Origin of the sequence: Streptomyces sp. NPDC126503 (assembly GCF_040302405.1) — a bacterium.
Taxonomy (GTDB): Bacteria; Actinomycetota; Actinomycetes; order Streptomycetales; family Streptomycetaceae; genus Streptomyces; species Streptomyces gulbargensis.
In genome coordinates this window covers 164,679-184,851 of the sequence record NZ_JBEORS010000005.1, presented here as the reverse complement: position 1 = coordinate 184,851, position 20,173 = coordinate 164,679, and the positions used below count along the sequence as shown (strand labels likewise).

Genomic DNA, 20,173 nt, shown 5'->3' with positions numbered 1-20,173 from the left:
ACTCCCGACCCGCGGGTCCCGGAATCCGGGGATCCGGAATCCTGGAGCCCGCAGGCCCGTGCTCGGGAGCCCCGTACCCCGGAGCCCCGGACTCCAGAGCCCCGGACTCCAGCGCCCCGGACCCCGCGGGCCCCTGCTCCGGACCCGCGGCGGACCCGGGCCGGCACCTCGGGAGCACCCGCGCCGGGCGGGGCGCCCGGCGCCGCGCCCCTGATCCCCGGGGCGCGCGGACCGGTCGGGTCCGGTTCCCGCGCCGCCGTGGCCGGTCCCGGCGGGGGAGCCGCGTTCGCCCGGCCGGCGCTGACCGAGCTGCGGCTCTCCGCCTTCGCCGGACGCCGCGCCACCGCGCACACGCTCGGCCCGGTCACCCTCTTCACCGGCCCCAGCGGCAGCGGCAAGACCACCACCCTGCGCGCCTACGAGGCGCTCGCCCGGCTCGGCGCGGGCGATCCCCTCGAGGAGGTGTTCCCGGACGCGGCCGACCTGGTGCCGGAGCGGGCGCGGCCCGACGCCGAGGGCAGGCGCGGATTCCGCATCGGGTGCACCGTCGACGGACCGGCCGGTCCCGTCCGCCTCGACCTCGCCGTCCAGGCCGAACCCCGGCTCCGGATCGTCGGCGAGCGCCTCACCCGCCACGGCCGTACGCTGCTGGCCACCGCCCTGCGCGACCCCGGCCGCAGCGCCGTCCAGGCCGAGTGGCTGACCGCCGGCGCCGCACCCGTCACCCGCGCCCCGCTCCCCGACGACCTGCTCGGTACGGCCCTGCTGCCGCTGAGGGTCGCCGGCAAGACGGAGGGCCAGCGCGAGGTGCTGGCCGCCGCCGAACAGGTCGTCCTGGGGCTGCGGTCGGTGTTCCCCTGCGAGCCGCGCCCCGAGGGCATGCGCACCCCGGTGCCGCCGGGTGAGGGACGGCTGCTCAGGCACTGCGGCAACCTGGCCGAGGTGCTCCACCGCACCCACACCGAGTGCCCCCGGCGGCACCGGCGTCTCGCCGCCGTCGCGGGGGCGGGCTGCGCGGGACCCGTCGCCGGGCTGGGGGTGGAGGAGCTGCCCGACGGCATGGTCCGCGCGGTCCTCGAACGGGGCGGCGGGCGCCCCGTGACCCCTCTCGGCCGCCTCGGCGACGGTGAACTGCGCTACCTCGCCCTGGCGCTCACCCTGCTCACGGGGCCCGGCGTCCTCGCGATGGACCGGATCGCCGAGGTGCCCGAGGCCATGCAGAGCCTGACGCTCCTCGCGGACGACCTGGACCGGGGGCTCGACGGGCGGCAGGCGCGCGAACTGGTCGGGCTCGCCGCCGCCATCGCCGGGGACGGGCACATCCGGGTCGCGGCGGCCGCCGGGGCCGTCACGGCGGAGGACGCCCGGGGGGTCGCAGGGGTGACGGTGGTAGACCTGACGCCGTGACGGACTACGACGTGGCGGGGCTGCAGCGCAGGCTGGCCGAATTCGCGGCGGCCCGGGAATGGCAGCCCTACCACACGCCCAAGAACCTGGCCGCCGCGCTCAGCGTGGAGGCGGCCGAACTGCTGGAGATCTTCCAGTGGTTGACCCCTGACCAGGCGGAACGGGTGATGGAGGATCCGGCGACGGCGCACCGCGTCGCCGACGAGGTGGCCGATGTCCTCGCCTACCTCCTGCAGTTCTGCGAGGTGCTCGGGATCGATCCGCTGGCCGCTCTCGCCGCCAAGATCGAGCGGAACGAGCTCCGGTTTCCCGCGCGGCGAGGTGCCGGAGAGGCCGGGGAAGGGGGCGCACCGGACGATCGTCACTCTTCGGAGTGATCCACTTTTCCCCATCGGGCTTACTGTCCACAGATTTCCGCATTCCTCTGGTGCGGCGGCTCGGACGGCCTCACTCTGGGTAGTGAGTGAGTGGGCAGTAAGTCGTACGAACGGGGGCGGTGTGGGTGGACGCGGAGCGACTGATCGCCGCGGGCCGGCAGGCACTGGCGGCAAGTGGCACGGCACAGGACATCGTGGCGGAGGCATGGCAGGCGCAGGCCCTCGCCCAGGCGATAGGGAGTCACCTCGCGCTCTGCGGCCCGATGGAGCTGCGCGGAGAGGCTCGGGGGCTGAGCGAGACCGGGGAGTACCCGGCGTGGGGGGCGGCGGGACCGAGAGCCGCGCAGCTCACCGAGGTGATCGACCCGCAGCCCGCGCTGGCGGCGCTCGGGGAGCTGTTGGAGGAGGTGGGCATGGCCCTCGTCGGAGTGGCCTGCGCGACGGACGAGGAGGGGCTGTACTGGCAGTGCATCGAGGCCATCGACGCCGCCGACGAGGCCGGTGACCGGGTGCGCGGGATGCTGCGCCGGCTGGACGTACGCGAGTGGGCGCGGGCCCGCCCGCCCGACCGCGCTTGGGGCCGAGCGGGCCCCGCCCGGCCGGGAGTGCCGGAAGGCGCGGGATGAGCGAGGAGCGTGGGGCGCGCGGGCCGGCCCCCCGGTGCCACGGGCGGCCGGCGGGGTGCCGCGCGGAAGCCGGCGCGCCGGACCGGATCGCGACCGTGACGGGGCGAAGCGGACGGGCGCGTGCGATCCTCGGCCAACTCCGGTGTTACCTGGGCGCGTTCATGGGAAGCGTTGTATCGCTGGGGCGAGCGGGTGGCCCGGCGATCCGTGGACGGACGCAGGAACGGGAGAGGCACAGTGACCCCTGGCGCGAGAAGGCCCGTGACGAGACTGGCGGCCGCCGTGAGCGCGGTGCTGACCACGGTGGGCCTCGGCCTGGCGGCGGCCCCGCCGGCCGCGGCCGCCGACTACTACTACGAGCTGCCCTACCCGGCGGGCGAGGCCTACACGGTCACGCAGGGCCCGGAGGGCACGTACTCGCACACCGGCCCCTACAACGAGTACGCCTGGGACTTCGGGCTCCCGGCGAACTACGAGGTCTCGGCCGCCCAGGGCGGCACGATCGTGATATCGGACTGGTCGCCCTACTGGCAGAACGGCATCGAGGTGATCATCCGGCACTCCAACGGACGCTGCACCCACTACGCCCATCTCAACCGGGCCCTCTACAACACCGGCGACTGGGTACCGCAGGGCCGGGTCATCGGATGGTCGGGTGCGACGGGCGCCGCCAGCGGCGCGCATCTCCACTTCCAGGTCATCGACTGCAACACGAGGGTCGGCATCCCCGCCACCCTGCAGGGCTGGACGCCACCGACCGGCTCGCGACCCGTGAGCGTCAACACGCGCGCCTGACCCCCGCCCGCGGACCGGCCCCGCCCCACGGCCCGGGCACGGTCGGGGCCGGGCTGTCCGGCTCCGCCCGAGCCGGCGACGGGTGTCCCGCCCCGGTCGGTGGCCGGGCCGGACGCGGCCCGCCCGCCGGGGACGTTCACCCGACCGGGCCGGGGCGTGCCCGGCGCCGACGGAGCGGTTGACGGGCGCCCGGCGGTGCAGGATGGAGGCATGGATCTCCGCATTTTCACCGAACCCCAGCAGGGGGCCGACTACGACACCCTCCTCACGGTGGCCCGTGCCACCGAGGAGCTCGACTTCGACGGCTTCTTCCGCTCGGACCACTACGTCAGCATGGGCTCGGCGGACGGGCTGCCCGGACCGACCGACGCCTGGATCACGCTGGCCGGACTGGCACGGGAGACGAAGCGGATCCGTCTCGGCACGCTGATGACGGCCGGCACCTTCCGCCTCCCGGGTGTCCTCGCCATCCAGGTCGCCCAGGTGGACCAGATGTCCGGGGGGCGTGTCGAACTCGGCCTGGGGGCGGGCTGGTTCGAGGAGGAGCACACGGCCTACGGCATCCCCTTCCCCAAGGAGCGGTTCGGGCGGCTGGAGGAGCAGCTGGCGATCGTCACGGGCCTGTGGGAGACGGAGGTGGGCAAGACCTTCTCGTTCGAGGGACGGTACTACCGGCTCGTCGACTCGCCGGCGCTGCCCAAGCCGGCCCAGGCGAAGATCCCGGTGCTGATCGGTGGACACGGCGCGAGCCGCACGCCCCGGCTGGCCGCGCGGTACGCGGACGAGTTCAACATCCCGTTCGCCTCCGTCGAGGACAGCGAGCGGCAGTTCGGTCGGGTCCGGGCCGCCGCCGAGGCGGCCGGCCGGGCGGCCGGCGACCTCGTGTACTCCAACGCGCTGGTCGTCTGCGTCGGCAAGGACGACGCCGAGGTGGCCCGCCGGGCCGCCGCGATCGGGCGGGACGTGGACGAACTGAAGGCGAACGGACTGGCCGGTTCGCCCGCCGAGGTCGTCGACAAGCTCGGCCGGTACGCGGCCGTCGGCTCCTCGCGGGTCTACCTCCAGGTCCTGGACCTGCACGACCTGGACCACCTGGAGCTGATCTCCGCGCGGGTCCGGCCCCAGCTGGGGTGAGGCCGCGATGACACCGGACCGGTCGCTCGCGGAGGCGCTCGCCGCCGGGGTGCTCGTGCTCGACGGCGGGCTCTCCAACCAGCTTCAGGCGCAGGGCTGCGACCTCTCGGACGCCCTCTGGTCCGCGCGGCTCCTCGCCGACGGGCCCGAGCAGATCGAGGCGGCGCACACCGCCTACGTACGGGCCGGCGCGCGGGTCCTGATCACCTCCAGCTACCAGGCCACCTTCGAGGGCTTCGCCCGCCGGGGCACACGGAGGGCGGAGGCGGAGCGGCTCCTGGTCCGGAGCGTGGAGCTGGCGCGCGAGGCGGCCTCGGGCGCGGCGGAAGGGGTGTGGGTCGCCGCGTCCGTCGGGCCGTACGGGGCGATGCTCGCGGACGGCAGCGAGTACCGGGGCCGGTACGGGCGGTCGGTGCGGGAGCTGGAACGGTTCCACCGCCCCCGGATCGAGGTGCTCGCCGGCGCGGGCCCCGACGTCCTCGCCCTGGAGACGGTTCCCGACGCCGACGAGGCCGAGGCGCTGCTGCGGGCCGCCGCGGGGTGCGGGGTGCCCGTCTGGCTCTCGTACACGGTCGACGGCGGGCGGACCCGAGCCGGGCAGGAGCTGGCCGGGGCGTTCGCCGTAGCCGCGGGGAACGAGCAGGTGGTGGCGGTCGGCGTGAACTGCTGCGACCCGGCCGACGCCGAGGAGGCCGTGGCGACGGCCGTCGCCGTGACCGGGAAACCGGCCGTGGCCTACCCCAACAGCGGCGAGCGGTGGGACGCCGCGGCACGCGGCTGGCGCGGCGACGTCGCCTTCGACCCGGCCCTCGCCACGACCTGGGCCGCCGCCGGGGCCCGCCTGATCGGTGGTTGCTGCCGTGTGGGCCCCGCCACGACCACCGCCCTCTCGGCCCTCTTCCCCGGCGGCGCCACCCCCTGACGGAGGCCGTCGCGGTGCGGAGCCGTACCGCGACGGCCCCGGTGGACCGGGCCGGGCCCCGGGGCCGGGCTCCGGAGCCCGGCCGCCTCGTCCCCGGCGCGGCCCCGAACCCGAGCCCGTGCCTGAGCCCGCGCCCGTGCCCGGGTAGGGCTTCCCGCCCCACTGGCAGGGGGGCCGCGAGTGCTGCCTCCACCCGGCAGGGAGGCCCCCGAGCGCTGTCACCGCCCGGGTCGGCCGCCGGAAAATGCCTCGTCGGGCACGGGGGCGGGCGCACATACTCGGGCGTGTGTTCATGACGATCAGTACCCACGGCACCCCGGAGCGGCCCGCGACCGATCTCGGACATCTGCTGCACAAGCATCCCGAGCGGGCGCAGGCGTTCTCGACCTCCTACGGCACGGCGCACGTCCTCTACCCCGAGGCGAGCGCCGAGCGGTGCACCGCCGCGCTGCTCCTGGAGGTGGACCCCGTGGCACTGGTGCGGCGCGGGAAGGGGAAGGGGCGGGGCGGAGCCCCCGATTCCGCGCTCGCGCAGTATGTGAACGACCGGCCCTACGCCGCGTCCTCGCTGCTCGCCGTCGCCCTCGCCAGGGTGTTCAAGACCGCCCTGCACGGGGAGTGCCGCGCCCTGCCCGAGCGCGCCGCCGCGCCGCTGCCGCTGCGCATCGAAATCCCGGCGGTGCCCGCCAGGGGCGGCGCCGAGCTGGTCCGGGCGCTGTTCGGGCCGCTCGGCTGGTCCAGTGTGGAGGCCGAACCGATCGCGCTGGACCCGGAGTTCGGGGAGTGGGGCGACTCCCGTTACGTACGGCTGGTCCTGGAGGGCGAGCTGCGGCTCGCGGACGCCCTCAACCACCTGTACGTGCTGCTGCCCGTCCTGGACGACGCCAAGCACTACTGGGTGGCACCGGACGAGGTCGACAAGCTGCTGCGCGCCGGGGACGGCTGGCTGGCAGGCCACCCCCAGCGTGACCTGATCACCGCCCGCTACCTCGCGCGACGCCGGGGCCTGACCCGCGAGGCCACCGAACGGCTCGAACTGGCCCGGCTCGCCGAGGCGGAAGGCGTCGGCGTCGAGGACGTCGACAACGCCGTCGACGAGGCGACCGACACCGAGGACCGGCCCGTGCCGCTCGCGCAGCACCGCCGCGAGGCGATCCTGGCAGCCCTGCGTGCCGCCGGCGCCACCCGTGTCCTCGATCTGGGCTGCGGACAGGGACAGTTGGTGCAGGCCCTGCTGAAGGACCCGGTGTTCACCGAGATCGTCGGCGTCGACGTCTCCGTGCGCGCCCTGACCGTCGCCGCGCGCCGGCTGCGCCTGGACCGGATGGGGGAGCGGCAGGCCGCCCGCGTGAAGCTGCTGCAGGGCTCGCTCACCTACACCGACAAGCGGCTCACCGGCTACGACGCGGCCGTGCTCAGCGAGGTCGTGGAGCACGTGGACCTGCCGAGGCTGCCGGCCCTGGAGTACGCGGTGTTCGGCTCGGCCCGGCCCCGTACCGTCCTCGTGACGACCCCCAACGCCGAGTACAACGTGCGCTGGGAGTCGCTCCCGGCCGGGCACGCCCGGCACGGGGACCACCGCTTCGAGTGGACCCGGGCGGAGTTCCGCGACTGGGCGGCCGGCGCCGCCGGCCGGTACGGGTACGAGGTGGAGCTCGTTCCCGTAGGCCCGGAGGACCCCGAAGTCGGTCCGCCCACCCAGATGGCCGCCTTCACCCGTACCGACGCACCCGCAGACAAGGAGGAGGGACCGTGACGACCCCGACCACGACCACGACCGACACCCGCGCCCTGCCCGTCACCGACCTGTCCCTCGTGGTCCTCGTCGGTGCGACCGGATCCGGCAAGTCCACTTTCGCCCGGCGCCACTTCAAGCCCACCGAGGTCGTCTCCTCCGACTTCTGCCGCGGCCTCGTCGCCGACGACGAGAACGACCAGTCCGCCAGCAAGGACGCCTTCGACGTCCTCCACTACATCGTGGGCAAGCGGCTCGCCGCCGGCCGGCTGACCGTCGTCGACGCCACCAACGTCCAGCGCGAGGCCCGACGGCAGCTCGTCGAACTGGCGCGGTCCCACGACGTGCTGCCGATCGCGATCGTCCTCGACCTGCCCGAGGAGGTGTGCCGGAGCCGCAACGCCGGCCGCGCCGACCGGGCGGACATGCCGGACCACGTCATCCCGCGCCACCGCCGCGAGCTGCGCCGCTCGCTGCGCGGCCTGGAACGCGAAGGCTTCCGCAAGGTCCACGTACTGCGCTCCGCCGAGGAGGTGGAGGCGGCCCGGATCGTCCGGGAGCGCCGCTTCAACGACCTGCGCCACCTCACCGGCCCCTTCGACATCATCGGTGACGTCCACGGTTGCCGCTCCGAGCTGGAGACCCTGCTGGCCGAGCTGGGGTACGTCGACGGCCGCCACCCCGAGGGCCGTACGGCGGTCTTCGTCGGCGACCTGGTCGACCGCGGCCCCGACTCGCCCGGCGTCCTGCGCCGCGTCATGGGGATGGTCGCCGCGGGCGACGCGCTGTGCGTGCCCGGCAACCACGAGAACAAGCTCGGCCGGTGGCTCAAGGGGCGGAAGGTCCAGGAGACCCACGGGCTCGCCGAGACCATCGAACAGCTGGGCCGGGAGCCGGAGGAGTTCCGCGAGCGGGTGCGGGAATTCATCGACGGGCTCGTCAGCCACTACGTCCTCGACGGCGGGAACCTCGTCGTCTGCCACGCGGGCCTGCCGGAGAAGTACCACGGCCGCACCTCCGGCCGGGTCCGGGCGCACGCCCTCTACGGGGACACCACCGGCGAGACCGACGAGTTCGGCCTGCCCGTGCGCTACCCGTGGGCCGAGGAGTACCGGGGCCGGGCCACCGTCGTCTACGGACACACACCCGTCCCGGACACCTCCTGGGTCAACAACACCATCTGCCTCGACACCGGCGCCGTCTTCGGGGGGAAGATGACCGCGCTGCGCTGGCCGGAGCGGGAGCTGGTCGACGTCCCCGCCGAGCGGGTCTGGTACGAGCCGGCCCGGCCGCTCGCGACCGGGGCACCCGCCGGCCACCAGGGCCGCCCCCTCGACCTGGCCGACGTGCACGGCCGGCGGACCGTGGAGACCCGGCACCTGGGCAACGTCGCCGTACGGGAGGAGAACGCGGCCGCGGCCCTGGAGGTCATGAGCCGCTTCGCCGTCGATCCCCGGCTGCTCACGTACCTGCCGCCGACCATGGCGCCCACGCCCACCTCGAAGGAGGACGGCTACCTGGAGCACCCGGCCGAGGCCTTCGACCGGTACCGGGCCGACGGTGTGGAGCGGGTGGTGTGCGAGGAGAAGCACATGGGTTCCCGGGCCGTGGCCCTGGTCTGCCGGGACGCCGGCGCGGCCGCCGAGCGGTTCGGCGTCGCCGGACCGGCGGGGGCCCTGTACACCCGCACGGGACGGCCGTTCTTCACCGACCCCGACGTCACCGAGCAGGTCCTCGGCCGGCTGCGGACCGCGATCGGCGCCGCCGGTCTCTGGGACGAGCTGGACACCGACTGGCTGCTGCTCGACGGCGAGCTGATGCCCTGGTCGCTCAAGTCGGCCGGGCTGCTGCGCACGCAGTACGCGGCGGTCGGCGCGGCCTCCGGCGCCGTCCTCCCGGACGCGCTCGCCGCGCTCGAGCGGGCGGCCGGGCGCGGGGTCGACGGCCTCGGCGGACTCCTCGACCGGCAGCGCGGCCGGGCGGCGGACGCCCGGGCGTTCACGGAGGCGTACCGCCGCTACTGCTGGCCGACCGACGGCCTGGACGGCGTGCGCTTCGCGCCCTTCCAGGTGCTCGCCGCCCGCGGCCGCTCGCTGGCGGCCGAACCGCACGACGAGCAGCTGTCCCGCCTGGACCGGCTCGTCGAACACGATCCGACGGGCCTGCTCCAGGTCACCCGCCGGATCACCGTCGACACCGGCGACGCGGACTCGGTCCGCGCGGGCACCGACTGGTGGCTGGAGCTGACCGGCGCGGGCGGCGAGGGCATGGTCGTCAAACCGCTCGCGGCCCTGGTCCGCGACACCTCCGGCCGGCTGGGACAGCCGGGTGTGAAGGTGCGCGGCCGGGAGTACCTGCGGATCGTCTACGGCCCCGAGTACACCCGGCCCGAGAACTTGGAACGGCTGCGGCAGCGCTCGCTCGGGCACAAGCGGTCGCTCGCCCTGCGCGAGTACGCCCTCGGTCTGGAGGCGCTGGACCGGCTCGCGGACGGCGAACCGCTGTGGCGGGTCCACGAGGCCGTCTTCGCCGTCCTCGCCCTGGAGTCAGAGCCGGTCGACCCGAGGCTCTGAGGCGAAGGCGGCGGCCGGGTCCCGGGCCCGGCCGCCGCCGGCCGGCCCGGCCCGGTCGGCGCCCGGGGGCGCAGGGGCGCCGGGGGTGGCGCTCCTCGTGCGCCCCCCGTGACCGTTGACGCGCCTCTTCCGACTGAGGTGACATGTCGTCAACAAGCCTCGCTCGCCGTGTCGTTGCCGAGCCGGGGCCGCCACGGCCGTCCGGGGCGGCCCCGCCCCGGCGGCCGGGCGAGCGGTACGGGGGTGAGGGCGAGCCGATGACCGGGCCGGAACGGAACAGGGACACGCGACCGGAGGCACCGCCGGGCGGCCGGTCGGCGGAATCGGCGGAGGACCGCGCCGATGGCCGCACCGATGGCCACGCCGGCGAGGGAGGCCGGGCGGGAGCCGCCCGGGAGCGGCCTCCCGACCGGGGCCCGGGGGAGCGGGACGAGGTGCGGCGCCCGCGGGGGCCGCTGCTGCGCGAGTCACCACCCCCGTACCAGCGCAAGGGCGGCATCGCGGCCGTCCTCCTCTACCGCAACGGCGGTCACCGGATCGTCTGGCCCGACCGCAACGAGGACGTCGACAAACCCCTCTTCGGCTCCCCCTACACCGTCTTCGAGGTGCGGCTCGGCACGCACGTCACCGCGTTCCGGCTCGATCTGCCGGCCGCCGGTGACGGCGTGTTCTTCGAGGCGGTCGCCAAGGTCCACTGGACGGTGACCGATCCCCGCCTGGTGGTCCGGGAACAGGTCTGGGACGTCGCCGAACTCCTCCACGACGAACTTCTCGACGCCCTGCGCCGGATCACCCGGAGGTTCGGCATCACCGAGGCGCAGCGCGCCGACGAGGCCGTACGGCACGCACTCGACACCGGGAGCCTCGGGCTCGGCCGGTCCATCGGCCTGCGCACGCGGGTCTACGTCTTCATCGACCTCGACGCCACCGTCAAGGCGGAGGTGTCCCGCCGGGACACCCTCGGCGTCACGATGGAGGCGGACGAACGCCTCGCCGAGGCCGAACGCCGCAGGGACGCGGCCGAGTGGGCCCGGATCGCCGACCGCGTCCGCGCCGTGGAAGCCCTGCTCCGGAGCGGCGACCTGGCACGGATCGCCCATCACGTGGCCAGGTACGCCGACAAGCGGGCGGAGATCCGCCTCCGGCTCCAGCAGGAACGGCGCGACGGGCGGGAGGGCCGGGAGGACCACCAGGACGTGACGGCCGTCCTCGACCGGCTGCTCGTGACCGGGGTCCTGGGGCGGGAGGACATCGGCGACCACCTGTACCAGGTGCTGATGTATCTGCGGACGCTCGGCGGGGCGGAGGCCGCCGGAGCCTCCGGCCCCTGTGACGACGCCCCCAGGGCCCGGCCCGCTCTCGAGGAGGCCGGGCCGCGGCCGGACCCGGGGGGCGGGGACGCGGGGGAGGGCCGGGCCGCGCACGGCGGCCACCGGGACGCGCCCCGCGCCCCGCGGGTGCACGAACCCACCCGCGTCGAGTCGGCCGCCGAGCGACGCGAACGCGAAGGGGAAGGGAGAGGGGGAGGGGGAGGGGATCGGAGCCGGGAGCGGGAGCGGGAGCGGGATCGGGGCCGGGACCGGGACCGGAGCGACGGCCGGCAGGACCCGGACGGCCGGGACGTCCCGCACGGCCGGGGGGACACGTACGAGCGCGGCGACCGCGACGACGACCGGCGGTACGCCTACGACCGTGACGAGACGTACGACCGCTACGAGAGGGACGACCCCTACGACCGCGCGCGGCCGGGCCGGCGCAGACGGTTCCCCCGCCCCACCCGGCCCGGTTCAGGCCGGGGCGACCCGCCCGAGGAGTGACCGCCCGGCAGCCGGCTCCCCGGCCTCCACGGGTCCTCCACCGAGGCGTGCGTTCCGAAAGGCCTCCGCCGAAAGACGGGCTCTCGCCGCCCGGCTCCGTCAGGATGGGACGCATGGGATTCCATGTCGATTCCGAGACCGGGCGGCTTCGCCGCGTCATACTCCACCGGCCCGATCTGGAGCTGAAGCGGCTCACGCCGAGCAACAAGGACGCCCTCCTCTTCGACGACGTGCTGTGGGTGCGTCGCGCCCGCCAGGAACACGACGGCTTCGCCGACGTCCTGCGCGACCGGGGGGTGGTGGTGCACCTCTTCGGCGACCTGCTGAGGGAGGCTCTGGAGGTGCCCGCCGCCCGGGCGCTCGTCCTCGACCGGGTCTTCGACGAGAAGGAGTACGGGCCGCTCGCCGCCGACCACCTGCGCGCCGCCTTCGACTCGCTCGACGCCGCCACGCTCGGGGAGGCGCTGGTCGGCGGCATGACGAAGCGTGAGTTCCTGGCGGCGCACCGGGAGCCGACCTCCGTCCGCTTCCACGCGCTCGACCTGGACGATTTCGTCCTCGGCCCGCTGCCGAACCACCTCTTCACCCGGGACACCTCGGCGTGGATCTACGACGGCGTCTCGATCAACGCGATGCGCTGGCCCGCCCGGCAGCGCGAGACCGTGCACTTCGAGGCGATCTACAAGCACCATCCCCTCTTCACCGGCCCGGACGCCGGCCACTTCCACCACTGGTCGGAGGGGCAGCCGGACTACCCGTCCACGATCGAGGGCGGCGACGTGCTGGTGATCGGCAACGGGGCCGTGCTGATCGGGATGAGCGAGCGGACCACCCCGCAGGCGGTGGAGATGCTGGCCCGGCGCATGTTCGCGGCCGAATCGGCGCGGTCGATCGTCGCGCTCGACATGCCGAAGCGGCGCGCCTTCATGCACCTGGACACGGTGATGACGATGGTGGACCACGACACGTTCACCCAGTACGCCGGGCTCGGCAACCTCCGCTCGTACACGATCGAACCCGGGGACGCGGGCCAGTCCCTGCGGGTGACCGACCATCCGCCGGAGCAGATGCACAGCGCGATCGCCGCCGCGCTCGGGCTCCAGGACATCCGGGTCCTGACGGCCACCCAGGACGTGCACGCGGCGGAGCGGGAGCAGTGGGACGACGGGTGCAACGTGCTGGCCGTGGAGCCGGGGGTGGTCGTCGCGTACGAGCGGAACGTCACGACCAACACCCATCTGCGCAAGCAGGGCATCGAGGTGATCGAGATCCCGGGCAGCGAGCTGGGCCGGGGGAGGGGCGGGCCGCGCTGCATGAGCTGCCCGGTGGAGCGGGACGCGGCCTGACGGCGCCGGTCGGAGGGGCGGCCGGACGACGGGGGCTGTATATAAATGTTGAACCATGTATACAATTCCAGAGTCCCCGGGTCAGGGAGCCGCGCGCGGCCCCCGTGCCCCGGCCCGTCCGCCGCCCCACCCTCACACAGGAGCGCTTCCCATGGCCACTGACCTCATCGGCCGCCACTTCCTCAAGGAGCTGGACTTCACCGCCGAGGAGTTCCGCGGTCTGGTCGAGCTCGCCGCCGAGCTCAAGGCCGCCAAGAAGGCGGGCGCCGAGGTGCAGCGGCTGCGCGGCAGGAACATCGCCCTGATCTTCGAGAAGACCTCCACCCGCACCCGCTGCGCCTTCGAGGTCGCTGCCGCCGACCAGGGTGCCTCCACCACATACCTCGACCCCTCGGGCTCCCAGATCGGCCACAAGGAGTCGATCAAGGACACCGCCCGCGTCCTCGGCCGCATGTTCGACGGGATCGAGTACCGGGGTGACAGCCAGGCCACCGTCGAGGAGCTGGCCGCCTTCGCGGGCGTCCCCGTCTTCAATGGCCTCACCGACGAGTGGCACCCCACCCAGATGCTGGCCGACGTGCTCACCATGACCGAGCACGTGGACAAGCCGCTGGACGGCATCGCCTTCGCGTACCTCGGCGACGCCCGCTTCAACATGGGCAACTCCTACCTCGTGACCGGCGCCCTGCTCGGCATGGACGTCCGGATCGTCGCCCCGGAGGCGTACTGGCCGGCGGCCGGGGTCGTCGCCGCGGCCCGCGAGCTCGCCGAGGCCAGCGGCGCGGTCATCACCCTCACTGAGGACGTCAAGGACGGCGTGCGCGGCGCCGACTTCGTCGTCACCGACGTGTGGGTCTCCATGGGCGAGCCCAAGGAGGCCTGGGACGAGCGGATCGCAGCGCTCTCCCCGTACGCGGTGACCATGGACGTCCTGCGGGCCACGGACAACCCCGACGTCAAGTTCCTGCACTGCCTGCCCGCCTACCACGACCTCGGCACGGCCGTCGCGCGCGACATCCACGCCCGGTACGGGCTGAGCGAGCTGGAGGTCTCCGACGAGGTCTTCGAGTCCGCCCACTCGGTCGTCTTCGACGAGGCCGAGAACCGGCTCCACACCATCAAGGCGGTCCTCGTCGCCACCCTCGCCGGTACGGCCGACCCGGCATAGCTTTGCGCCCGATTGGGTCCGTATGCGAGGTGCGGTTACCATCGCACGGTTCAGGGGGGTCCGGACGCACACGTCCGGACCCCCCTCCGTGTGTCCTCCCACCTCCTGCGCGGCCCCCGCACCCCGGGGCTCACGCACGCACGACCAGAGATGAGCACCCCCGCATGTCCTCGCGGATCAAGTCGCCGCAGCAACTCCTCGCCGAGTCCGGCGCCGACCTCGAAGGCCACGGCCTCCGGCGCACCATGGGCCTCTTCCAGCTCGTCTGCTTCGGCGTCGGCGCGATCGTCGGCACCGGCATCTTCGTCGGACTCTCCGGCAGCGTCGCCGAGGCCGGCCCCGCCGTCGTCCTCTCCTTCGTCCTCGCCGCGATCACCTGCGTCTTCACCGCCTTCTCCTTCGCGGAGCTGGGCGGCGCCATCCCGGTCTCCGGTTCCTCCTACTCCTTCGCCTACGCGAGCCTCGGCGAGCGGGCCGCCTTCCTCGTCGGCTGGTGCCTGCTCCTGGAGTACGGCGTCTCCGTCTCGGCCGTCGCCGTCGGCTGGAGCCAGTACGTGGACGAACTCCTGGAGAGCCTGACCGGGCTGCGGCTGCCCGCCGCCCTCACCGCGGGACCGGCCGAGGGCGGGGTGGTCAACCTGCCCGCCGTGATCGTCATCGCCCTCGCCGCCGGTCTCCTCGTCCGGGGCGTGCGCGAGAGCGCCCGCGCCACCGCGGCCATGGCCCTCCTGAAGATCGGGATCCTGCTCGTCTTCTGCGCCGTCGGCTTCTCCGCCTTCCGCGCCGGGCACCTCTCGCCGTTCGCCGGGCACGGCGTCGCCGGGATCACCGCGGGCGCCTCGGTGGCCTTCTTCTCCTACATCGGCTTCGACGCGATCACCACCGCGGGCGAGGAGGTGCGCAACCCGCGCCGCAACGTCCCGCTCGCCATCCTCATCTGCATCGGGATCGTCACCCTGCTCTACGGCGCGGTGGCGCTCTCCGCCGTCGGGGCACTCGGCGCCGACGCCGTCGCCGGGCAGCCGGCCGCGCTCTCCCTCGTCGTGGACCGCGTCACCGGCTCCTCCATCGGCGGCGGGATCATCGCCTTCGGCGCGGTCGTCGCCATCGCGTCCGTCGTGCTCGCCGTGATGTACGGACAGACGCGGATCCTGCTCTCGATGTCCCGCGACGGGCTCGTCCCGCGCGTCTTCGAACGCGTCTCGCCGCGCTCCGCGACCCCCGTGGCCAACACCTGGATCGTCGCCGCCGTCTTCGCCGTCCCGGCCGCCTTCGCCCCGCTCGACGTGGTCGTGGACCTGACCACCATCGGCACGCTCGCCGTCATGGCCGTCGTGAACCTCGCGGTGATCGTGCTCCGCCGCCGCCACCCCGGTCTGAAGCGCTCGTTCCGGGTGCCCCTCTTCCCGCTCAGCCCGCTCCTGGGCATCGGCTTCTGCCTCTACCTGATGGCCGGAACGGGCTGGACGACCTGGGTCCAGTTCGCCGTCTTCCTCGCCGTCGGCGCCCTGCTGTACGCGGTGTACGGGCGCCGCCACTCACGTCTCGCGGTCACGGCTCCCGGCGACGGCGCTGCGCGGGCACCCCGGGGAGCGTGAACCAGACCGCCTTGCCGCGCGGGGTCGGGCGGTGGCCGCAGTCGCTGCTCAGCGCCCTGATCAGCAGCAGCCCGCGCCCGTGCTCCTGCCAGGGGTCCACCTCGCCCGGTTCGGGGTGGACCAGCCGGTCGGGCTCCGGCGGCTCGGGGTCGTGGACCTCGATCTGACAGCCGCCGGAGGTCGCGCACACCTCCACCACGAGATCGATCGGGCCGCGTCCCCCGGTGTGCTCGACGGCGTTCGCCACCAGCTCGGCGGTGAGCAGCTCGGCGGTGTCCACATCGGGCCCGGCGTCGTCGAAGGCGGTACGGACGAGGGCGCGGGCCAGCGGGACCGCGGCCGTGGTGTGCGGCAGCCGCGCGCACCAGGAACCGGGAGGGCCGGCCGGCGGGGGAGCGGGGGCGGTGCCGGGCGCGGGGGCCGGGGCTTCGGGCATGAGGGGCGGGTCCCTTCACCGAGGAGGGGCGGGCGGGCGAGTGGGGGGCGAACCCGAGACGTCCTGGTTTCAACCTTACGAGGCGCAACATCCGTTTCCCAGCGGCCCCTCCCCTCCGGCCCGCCGTATCGCGTACTCGTGACGATAGTCACAACAGAGTGATACCCTCCCGGTGGAGGAAGGAGGCCGCCGAATGAGCCCCTTTACCGGCTCCGCGACCCGTACCGAACGCTGGCAACATCTCCGCCTGGACCTCGACGAGGGCGTCGCCACCGTCACCCTCGCCCGCCCCGCCAAACTCAACGCGCTCACCTTCGGCGCCTACGCCGATCTGCGCGACCTGCTCGCCGAACTCTCCCGCGAACGCGCCGTCCGCGCCCTCGTCCTCGGCGGCGAGGGCCGCGGCTTCTGCTCCGGCGGCGACGTGGACGAGATCATCGGCGCCACGCTCTCCCTCGACACCGCCGAACTCCTCGACTTCAACCGGATGACCGGCCAGGTCGTCCGGGCGCTGCGCGAGTGCCCCTTTCCGGTCGTCGCCGCCCTGCACGGGGTCGCCGCCGGAGCGGGGGCCGTCCTCGCGCTGGCCGCCGACTTCCGGATCGCCGACCCCACCACCCGCTTCGCCTTCCTCTTCACCCGCGTCGGCCTCTCCGGCGGGGACATGGGCGCCGCCTATCTGCTGCCCCGGGTCGTCGGCCTCGGACACGCCACCCGCCTCCTCATGCTCGGCGAGGCCGTCCACGCGGCGGAGGCCGAGCGGATCGGCCTCCTCAGCGAACTCACCGAGGAGGGGCGCGCGGGGGAGCGCGCCGCCGCGCTCGCCCGCCGCCTCGCGGACGGGCCCGCGCTGGCGCACGCCCAGACCAAGGCCCTGCTCACCGCGGAACTCGACATGCCGCTCGCGGCCTCCGTCGAACTGGACGCGGCGACCCAGGCCCTCCTCATGAACGGCGAGGACTACGCGGAGTTCCACGCCGCCTTCACGGCGAAACGGCCCCCGAAGTGGCGGGGGCGCTGACCATGCGCGCCCCCACCCCCGCGGGCCCGGCCCTCACGGGCCCCGCCCCGACCGCCGCGCCCGAAGACGAGCCGCGGTCCGCCCCCGCGGCCCGTGGCGTCCGGCTCGGCCGGGTCGCCGTCATCGGCGGCGGCCCCGGCGGCCTCTACGCCGCCGCCCTGCTCAAACGGCAGGACCCGGCCCGCGAGATCACCGTCTGGGAGCGGAACGCGCCCTCCGACACCTTCGGCTTCGGCGTCGTCCTCTCCGACGAGACCCTCGGCGGCATCCGGGACGCCGACCCCGTCGTGTACGAGGCACTCGCCCGCGGACTCGTCCACTGGGACGACATCGACATCGTCCACCGCGGCCACCTCACCACCTCCACAGGCCACGGCTTCGCCGCCCTCGGCCGCCGCCGCCTCCTGGAGGTCCTGCACGCCCGCTGCGCCGACCTCGGCGTACGGCTCCGCTTCCGCGCCGAGGCCCCGCCCGCCGCGCACCTCGCCGCCGGCCACGACCTCGTCGTCGCGGCCGACGGCGTGCACAGCCGCACCCGCGAGGCCCACGCCGGCCACTTCCGCCCCCGGATCACCACCCACCGCTGCCGCTACATCTGGCTCGCCGCCGACTTCCCCTTCGAGGCCTTCCGCTTCGAGATCGCGGAGACCGAGTACGGGGTCATGCAGCTGCACGCCTATCCCTTCTCCGCCGACTCCTCCACCGTCATCGTGGAGATGCGGGAGGAGGTCTGGCGCGCGGCCGGCTTCGACGCGCTGGACGAGGCCGAATCCACCTCCCGCTGCGCCAAGATCTTCGCCGACGCCCTCGGGGGCCGGGCGCTGCGCTCCAACAACTCCGCCTGGACCGCCTTCCGTACCGTCGTCAACGACCGCTGGTCCCACGACCGCACCGTCCTCCTCGGCGACGCCGCCCACACCGCCCACTTCTCCATCGGCTCCGGCACCAAACTGGCCGTCGAGGACGCCCTCGCCCTCACGACCGCCCTCGGCGCCCACCCCACCCTCCCCGAGGCCCTCGCCGCCTACGAGGCCGAGCGGCGCCCGGTCGTCGCCTCCACCCAGCGGGCCGCCGCCGCCAGCCTGCGCTGGTTCGAGGAGCTGGCCGGGCACGTCGACCGCCCGCCCCGCCGCTTCGCCTTCGACCTCCTCACCCGCAGCCGCCGCGTCACCCACGCCAACCTGCGGCTGCGCGACCCCGCCCTCACCGCCGCCGTCGAACGCGACTTCGGCTGCCCGCCCGGCACCCCGCCGATGTTCACCCCCTTCCCGCTGCGCGGCCTCACCCTGCGCAACCGGATCGTCGTCTCACCGATGGACCTGTACGTCGCCGAGGACGGCGTCCCCGGCGACTTCCACCTCGTCCACCTCGGCGCCCGGGCCCTCGGCGGCGCCGGACTCGTCATGACCGAGATGGTCTGCGTCAGCGAACGCGGGCGGATCACCCCGGGCTGCGCCGGCCTCTGGACCGACGAACAGGCCGCCGCCTGGAGCCGCGTCACCGACTTCGTGCACGCCTCGGCACCCGGCACCGCGATCGGCGTCCAGCTCGGCCACTCCGGCCGCAAGGGCTCCACCCGGCGCATGTGGGAGGGCATCGACCAGCCCCTGCCGGACGGCAACTGGCCGCTCGTCGCCGCCTCCCCGCTCCCGTACCGGCCCGGCGTCAACCAGACCCCGCACGCCCTCGACCGTGCCGGTATGACCGCCGTGCGCCAGGAGTTCACCGCCGCCGCCCGCCGCGCCGCCCGCTGCGGCTTCGACCTCCTCGAACTCCACTGCGCCCACGGTTACCTGCTCTCCGGCTTCCTCTCCCCGCTCACCAACCACCGCACCGACGCCTACGGCGGCAGCCTGGAGAACCGGCTGCGCTTCCCCCTCGAAGTCTTCGACGCGGTACGGGAGGTATGGCCCGGCGACCGGCCCATGACCGTCCGGATCTCCGCCACCGACTGGGCCGAGGGCGGCACCACCGCCGAGGACGCCGTCGCCTTCGCCCGCGCCTTCGCCGACCACGGCGCCGACGCCCTCGACGTCTCCACCGGCCAGGTCGTTCCCGACGAGAGACCCGAGTACGGGCGCTCGTACCAGACCCCGTACGCCGACCGCATCCGCAACGAGACCGGCGTCCCCGTGATCGCCGTCGGCGCCATCTCCTCCTGGGACGACGTCAACTCGCTGCTCCTCGCGGGCCGGGCCGACCTCTGCGCCCTGGCCCGCCCCCACCTCTACGACCCGCACTGGACCCTGCACGCCGCCGCCGAGCAGGACTACCGGGGCCCGGCCGCCCCCTGGCCCGCCCCGTACCGCGCGGGCAGCCGCCGGCCCCCGACGGGCCGCCGGGACCCGGTCAGCTGACCCCCGTGCCGGTGGCCCCCCGCACGCACTCCGCACCCCGGTCCCGCAGCAGTTCGTGCAGGGCCGTGAACACCTCCGCCGAGCGCCGCCCCGGCCAGTCGGCCGGCAGCAGTTCGGAAGGGAGCACCGGGTCCGCGTAGGGCAGCCGGCGCCAGGAGTCCAGGGCGTACAGGTAGTCCCGGTAGGCGTCCTCGGCGCTGCCGCCGTTCCCGGTCCGCCAGGCCCGCAGCACCGGTTCGTGGGCCGCCAGGAACTCCTCGTGCAGCGCGGCGATGGCCGGCAGGTCCCACCAGCGGGCCACCGCCCCGGCCGTCGCCGTGTATCCCAGGTGGTCGCCCCGGAACAGGTCGACGTACGCCGAGAGCCCGAGCCGCTCCAGGGTGTTCCGGGTCTCCTCGTACAGCCGCGCCGGCGCGATCCACACCCCGGGCGCCGCCGTGCCGAAGCCGAGCCGGCCCAACCGGGAGCGCAGCAGGTGCCGCTTGTGCCGCTCCGCCTCCGGCACGGAGAAGACGGCGAGGACCCAGCCCTCGGAGAGCTTCGGCTCCGTCCGGGCGTAGATGCGGCGGTCGCCGTCGTCGAGCAGCCGGCGCGCCTCCTCCGACAGGGCGTACCCGGCGGCCCCGTCCGCCGTCCGGCGCGCCAGCAGCAGCCCGCGCCGCTTCAGCCGCGACACCGAGGACCGCACCGACGGCGCGTCCACACCGACCACGGCGAGCAGCCGGATCAGCGCGGCCACCGGTACGGGGGCGTCGTCGGGACCACGGCCGTAGGCGCCGTAGAACGAGACGATCAGGGAACGGGGGGTGTGCTGCTCGGCCACGGTGATCACTTTAGGCCTGTCGTGTCACCCGCGCGGAC

General features: G+C 74.5%; 16 protein-coding genes. 14 read left to right on the top strand and 2 right to left on the bottom strand.

The window, feature by feature from the left end; genetic code table 11:
- The first annotated feature begins 258 nt into the window (after positions 1-258).
- From ABTY40_RS09380 to ABTY40_RS09325, 12 genes are all read left to right on the top strand, one after another.
- Complete coding sequence (locus tag ABTY40_RS09380; RefSeq protein ID WP_352058966.1) at positions 259-1,407, top strand: AAA family ATPase; 1,149 nt, start codon at positions 259-261, stop codon at positions 1,405-1,407.
- Complete coding sequence (locus ABTY40_RS09375) at positions 1,404-1,784, top strand: nucleotide pyrophosphohydrolase (RefSeq protein WP_352058965.1); 381 nt, start codon at positions 1,404-1,406, stop codon at positions 1,782-1,784. The genes ABTY40_RS09380 and ABTY40_RS09375 overlap by 4 nt, the downstream gene beginning before the upstream one ends.
- Before the next feature lie 125 nt (positions 1,785-1,909).
- Entirely contained in the window at positions 1,910-2,410 is a 501-nt protein-coding gene (locus ABTY40_RS09370; protein WP_352058964.1) for a DUF6099 family protein, read from the top strand.
- 261 nt (positions 2,411-2,671) lie between these two features.
- Positions 2,672-3,205, top strand: coding sequence for a M23 family metallopeptidase (locus ABTY40_RS09365; RefSeq protein ID WP_345286132.1), 534 nt, complete (start codon positions 2,672-2,674; stop codon positions 3,203-3,205).
- Positions 3,206-3,415: 210 nt separating this feature from the next.
- Positions 3,416-4,339: an LLM class F420-dependent oxidoreductase gene (locus tag ABTY40_RS09360; RefSeq protein WP_352058963.1), complete on the top strand. Its 924-nt coding sequence runs from the start codon at positions 3,416-3,418 to the stop codon at positions 4,337-4,339.
- 7 nt (positions 4,340-4,346) lie between these two features.
- Positions 4,347-5,261 (top strand): homocysteine S-methyltransferase, encoded by a 915-nt coding sequence (gene mmuM / locus ABTY40_RS09355; RefSeq protein ID WP_352058962.1) that lies wholly within the window; start codon positions 4,347-4,349, stop codon positions 5,259-5,261.
- Between the two features lie 286 nt (positions 5,262-5,547).
- Positions 5,548-7,017, top strand: coding sequence for a 3' terminal RNA ribose 2'-O-methyltransferase Hen1 (locus tag ABTY40_RS09350; protein WP_352058961.1), 1,470 nt, complete (start codon positions 5,548-5,550; stop codon positions 7,015-7,017).
- Positions 7,014-9,569, top strand: a complete 2,556-nt coding sequence (locus ABTY40_RS09345; protein ID WP_352058960.1) for a polynucleotide kinase-phosphatase — start codon at positions 7,014-7,016, stop codon at positions 9,567-9,569. Before ABTY40_RS09350 ends, ABTY40_RS09345 begins: the two co-directional genes overlap by 4 nt.
- Positions 9,570-10,003: 434 nt before the next feature.
- Positions 10,004-11,386: a hypothetical protein gene (locus tag ABTY40_RS09340; RefSeq protein ID WP_352058959.1), complete on the top strand. Its 1,383-nt coding sequence runs from the start codon at positions 10,004-10,006 to the stop codon at positions 11,384-11,386.
- A 113-nt stretch (positions 11,387-11,499) separates the two neighbouring features.
- Positions 11,500-12,732, top strand: coding sequence for an arginine deiminase (locus ABTY40_RS09335; RefSeq protein ID WP_352058958.1), 1,233 nt, complete (start codon positions 11,500-11,502; stop codon positions 12,730-12,732).
- 151 nt (positions 12,733-12,883) lie between these two features.
- Positions 12,884-13,900: an ornithine carbamoyltransferase gene (gene argF / locus ABTY40_RS09330; RefSeq protein WP_352058957.1), complete on the top strand. Its 1,017-nt coding sequence runs from the start codon at positions 12,884-12,886 to the stop codon at positions 13,898-13,900.
- Between the two features lie 164 nt (positions 13,901-14,064).
- Positions 14,065-15,498 carry an amino acid permease gene (locus tag ABTY40_RS09325; protein ID WP_352058956.1) on the top strand — a complete coding sequence of 478 codons (1,434 nt, stop codon included), beginning with the start codon at positions 14,065-14,067 and terminating at the stop codon, positions 15,496-15,498.
- Here ABTY40_RS09325 and ABTY40_RS09320 read toward each other — a convergent pair.
- Positions 15,452-15,934, bottom strand: coding sequence for an ATP-binding protein (locus ABTY40_RS09320; RefSeq protein ID WP_352058955.1), 483 nt, complete (start codon positions 15,932-15,934; stop codon positions 15,452-15,454). The two genes, ABTY40_RS09325 and ABTY40_RS09320, sit on opposite strands and share 47 nt — an antisense overlap.
- A 193-nt stretch (positions 15,935-16,127) precedes the next feature.
- Here ABTY40_RS09320 and ABTY40_RS09315 point away from each other — a divergent pair, with 193 nt between their 5' ends.
- Positions 16,128-16,955: an enoyl-CoA hydratase family protein gene (locus ABTY40_RS09315; RefSeq protein ID WP_352058954.1), complete on the top strand. Its 828-nt coding sequence runs from the start codon at positions 16,128-16,130 to the stop codon at positions 16,953-16,955.
- 2 nt (positions 16,956-16,957) lie between these two features.
- On the top strand, positions 16,958-19,312 hold the full coding sequence (locus ABTY40_RS09310) for a bifunctional salicylyl-CoA 5-hydroxylase/oxidoreductase (protein ID WP_352058953.1): 2,355 nt from the start codon (positions 16,958-16,960) through the stop codon (positions 19,310-19,312).
- Here ABTY40_RS09310 and ABTY40_RS09305 read toward each other — a convergent pair.
- Positions 19,305-20,135, bottom strand: a complete 831-nt coding sequence (locus tag ABTY40_RS09305; RefSeq protein ID WP_352058952.1) for a PaaX family transcriptional regulator — start codon at positions 20,133-20,135, stop codon at positions 19,305-19,307. The genes ABTY40_RS09310 and ABTY40_RS09305 overlap by 8 nt on opposite strands.
- Positions 20,136-20,173: the final 38 nt, after the last annotated feature.

Bases quoted from the DNA above. Each gene is read 5' to 3' on its own strand.
- ABTY40_RS09310 (WP_352058953.1), top strand. From the start codon at position 16,958: ATGCGCGCCCCCACCCCCGCGGGCCCGGCCCTCACGGGCCCCGCCCCG.
- ABTY40_RS09360 (WP_352058963.1), top strand. From the start codon at position 3,416: ATGGATCTCCGCATTTTCACCGAACCCCAGCAGGGGGCCGACTACGAC.
- ABTY40_RS09315 (WP_352058954.1), top strand. From the start codon at position 16,128: ATGAGCCCCTTTACCGGCTCCGCGACCCGTACCGAACGCTGGCAACAT.
- argF (WP_352058957.1), top strand. From the start codon at position 12,884: ATGGCCACTGACCTCATCGGCCGCCACTTCCTCAAGGAGCTGGACTTC.
- ABTY40_RS09325 (WP_352058956.1), top strand. From the start codon at position 14,065: ATGTCCTCGCGGATCAAGTCGCCGCAGCAACTCCTCGCCGAGTCCGGC.
- ABTY40_RS09335 (WP_352058958.1), top strand. From the start codon at position 11,500: ATGGGATTCCATGTCGATTCCGAGACCGGGCGGCTTCGCCGCGTCATA.
- mmuM (WP_352058962.1), top strand. From the start codon at position 4,347: ATGACACCGGACCGGTCGCTCGCGGAGGCGCTCGCCGCCGGGGTGCTC.
- ABTY40_RS09320 (WP_352058955.1), bottom strand. From the start codon at position 15,934: ATGCCCGAAGCCCCGGCCCCCGCGCCCGGCACCGCCCCCGCTCCCCCG.